This is a genomic window from Kineococcus indalonis, from assembly GCF_009906395.1.
GTDB lineage: Bacteria > Actinomycetota > Actinomycetes > Actinomycetales > Kineococcaceae > Kineococcus > Kineococcus indalonis.
Window position 1 is genome coordinate 1 of record NZ_JAAALM010000483.1, and the last position, 3114, is coordinate 3114.

Here is a 3114-nt window from a genome sequence, read left to right on the forward strand (position 1 = left end):
GGCGCGGGCGCTGACCCGGGTGGTTCAGGCGGCGCGCGCCAGCGCCGCCAGCGCCTGCGCCAGCGAGGGCGCCCCCGCGGCGCGGAACACCTCGGCCCCCTCGTCGGTGCGCACCAGGACCGTGGGCGTGCTGCTCACCCCGGCCGCCTCGGCGCGCGCCGGGTCAGCGGCGACGTCCACCTCGGTGAGGCGGGCCCGCGGGACGAGGCGGACCGCTTCGGCCAGCACGGCGCGGGCGCTGCGGCAGGGCCCGCAGAACGCCGAGGTGAACAGTTCGACGACCACGCCGGGGGCAACACCGCGCCGGCGCGCGAGCTTCCGCGCGGACACCGGGCGGAACGCCCGCGGCCCCCGCCGCGGGTGCGACGGGGGCCGTGGGGTGCTGCCCGGGCGGTGCTGCCCGGGCGGTGCTGCCCGGGCGGCTCAGAGCGTGACGATGCTGAGCTTGCCCTTGCCGTAGCGGGCGACCTTGACGTCCAGGTCGAGGCGGCTGCCGGTGCTCGTGGCCCACTGGGTCACGTCCGGGCGCAGGACCTCGCCCGGGGCGTACGCCGCGTGCAGCTTCAGGTGCGGGGCACCCTCCACGTTGAACAGCGACGCCATGATGTTGAGCACCTCGTTGGCGTTGACGCGCAGCGCCTCGGACAGCTCGCCGTCCTCGACGGCGGCCTCGCTGGCCCCGGGGGGCAGCAGGCCGATCGCCGCGCCGGCGTGGGCGGCCAGCGCGAAGTCGAACACCGCGACGGCCGCGGAGCGCAGCCGGTCGTCGACGTACAGGCCGACTGCGGAGCCGGGCTTGCCGCCCACCGAGCACGGGGTGCCCGGGGAGACCTCGACCTCGCGGCCGAGCAGGTCCTCCAGCAGGTTGCGGATCGCCAGGTTCGAGGGCAGCGGGCTGCTGTCCATCGTCACCGCGGGACGCTCCGCGGCGGCAGCGGCCGGAGCCGGCGCCGCGGCGGCGACCGTGCCGTCGGCCTTCAGGACCGGGGCCAGGACCTCGGCGAACGCCTCGGGCGTGAACGGCTTGGCGATGAGGAAGAGCGCACCGGCGGCGGCGGCCTTCTGGCGCATCTCCTCCGAGCCCTCGGAGGTGACGAACCCGAACGGCACGTCGAGGCCGGAACCGCGCAGGTTCTGCAGCATCTCGATGCCGGTCGCCTCGGGCATGTTCCAGTCCGAGAGGACGATGTCGGGGTTCTCGGCGCGGACCGCCTCGAAACCCTCCCGGCCGTTCTCGGCCTGCACGACCTCGACCCAGTCGAAGCCCGCCTGGCGCAGGGTGCGGATGACGATCTGCCGCATGACGCGGCTGTCGTCCACCACGAGGGCCTTCACGTCAGGCCCCCGATCCGGACAGCCACACGATGAACGTCATCCAGTGGCCCTGCCAGTTCGCGTCCAGGCGCGCCGCGCAGCGGCTGTTGGAGCGCGGCAGCGGCGGGGCCTCGGCGATGGCGGGCAGGCCGAGGGCGCCGGCGTCGGGCACCAGGGCCTTGATGTTGCCGCCGATGATGTTGGCGACCTCGCCGAGCGCGTCGTACACGTCGTCGTCGGTCAGCTCGCCGTCCTCCTGCAGGAGGGCCGCGGCCAGCGGCTTGGCGGCGGACTCCTGCACCAGGACCGTCACCAGGCCGGGGCGGGCGCCGGAGATGCCCACGCTCGCGCACAGCAGCGGGGCGGGCACCTCCTGCGGCTCGAACGCCGGCAGCAGCGGCTCGACGTGGCCGAAGTACGACTGCCACATCTGGTCGACGATCTGCGCGAGCGCCTCGTCCTCGACGTAGTCGACGACCTCCTGCGCGTCCAGACCCGTGTCCTGCGTCATGCGGTCACCTCCGGCAGCAGGCCCAGCAGGGCGAGCTTCTCCTCCAGCGCGTCCACGGTGAAGGGCTTGATCAGGTACTCGTGCGCACCGGCGGCGAGGGCGCGGACGATCTGCCCGTGCTCGGCCTCGGTGGTCACCATCATGATGCTCAGCGAGCGGTACTCGCGGATGGCGCGGACCTGGGTGACGAACGTCAGGCCGTCCATCACCGGCATGTTCCAGTCGACGGTGGCCAGCTCGGGCAGGGGGCCCTCGCCCAGCACCTTCAGCGCCTCGGCGCCGTCGGCGGCCTCCACGACCTCGTAACCCAGCTTGCGCAGCGCCCCCGCGATGATCTTCCGCATGGCGCGGGAGTCGTCGACGACCAGTGCCCTCATGTCGATCTTTCCTCTCAGTTCTTCGGCCGGTGGACGGAGACCCGCCCGATGAGTTGCCGTTCCCAGTTGTCGTCGACGCCGAGCGTCGTCTCGGCCCCGCCGAGGAAGAGGTACCCGTCCGGACGCAGCGCCCTGCGCACCCGGCTGAGGATGTCCCGCTTCGTGGCGAGGTCGAAGTAGATGAGCACGTTCCGCAGGAAGACCACGTCGAACTGGCCCAGTGCGGCGTAGCTGCTGGTGAGGTTCAGGTGCTGGAACCGCACCATCTGGCGGAGGTTCTGGTTGACCTGCCAGTTCATGCCGGCCCGCGTGAAGTGGCGGACCAGCAGGGGCGCCGGAAGGCCGCGGTTGACCTCCAGCTGGGAGTACGTCCCCGCCTTCGCCTTCTCCAGGACCTCGGTGGAGATGTCGGTGCCGACGATCTCCGCGCGCCAGCCCTCGGCGACGATCGAGTCCTGCAGGGTGATCGCCAGGCTGTAGGCCTCCTGGCCGGTGGAGCTGGCCGCGGACCAGATGCGCAGCGAACGGGTCGTGGCGCGGGACTGCTTCAGGGCCGGGACGACCGTGGTGGAGAAGGCCTGGAACGGGGCGCCGTCGCGGAACCACGACGTCTCGTTCGTCGTCAGCGCCTCGACGATGGCCATCTGCACCCGGCGGTCCGGGCGCAGCCGCACGCCGTCGACGTACGCGTTGACGTCGGGCGCGCCCGCGGCGCGCGCCAGCGGCACGAGGCGGGACTCGACGAGGTACTCCTTGCCCTTCTCCAGGACGATCGCGCTCTCCTTGCGGACGAGCGTGCAGACCCACTCGAAAGCCGTGGGGGTCAGCGCCATGTCACCACCTGCCAGTAGTGGGTCGGGCCGCAGCAGCGGCGGTGCGGGTCGCCGGCGGGGTCGCCGGGCGGTGGGTAGC

The 3114-nt window shown here is 72.8% G+C and carries 4 protein-coding genes and 1 pseudogene; all 5 read right to left on the reverse strand.

Annotated elements, in window-relative coordinates; translation table 11 throughout:
* Positions 1 to 24: 24 nt before the first annotated feature.
* Positions 25 to 285, reverse strand: a complete 261-nt coding sequence (locus tag GTR00_RS17780) for a thioredoxin family protein (RefSeq protein WP_166612911.1) — start codon at positions 283 to 285, stop codon at positions 25 to 27.
* Positions 286 to 978: 693 nt separating this feature from the next.
* A pseudogene (locus tag GTR00_RS26460) lies at positions 979 to 1335 on the reverse strand (response regulator); the annotation flags it as partial.
* A gap of 1 nt (position 1336) precedes the next feature.
* A complete protein-coding gene (locus GTR00_RS17790; RefSeq protein WP_205706094.1) occupies positions 1337 to 1825 on the reverse strand; it encodes a chemotaxis protein CheX in 489 nt (162 codons plus the stop codon).
* The gene (locus tag GTR00_RS17795; RefSeq protein WP_166612913.1) at positions 1822 to 2202 is read right to left on the reverse strand and encodes a response regulator; all 381 of its coding nucleotides are present in this window, start codon (positions 2200 to 2202) and stop codon (positions 1822 to 1824) included. The genes GTR00_RS17790 and GTR00_RS17795 overlap by 4 nt, the downstream gene beginning before the upstream one ends.
* A gap of 14 nt (positions 2203 to 2216) precedes the next feature.
* Entirely contained in the window at positions 2217 to 3035 is an 819-nt protein-coding gene (locus GTR00_RS17800) for a CheR family methyltransferase (RefSeq protein ID WP_166612914.1), read from the reverse strand.
* Positions 3036 to 3114 lie beyond the last annotated feature (79 nt).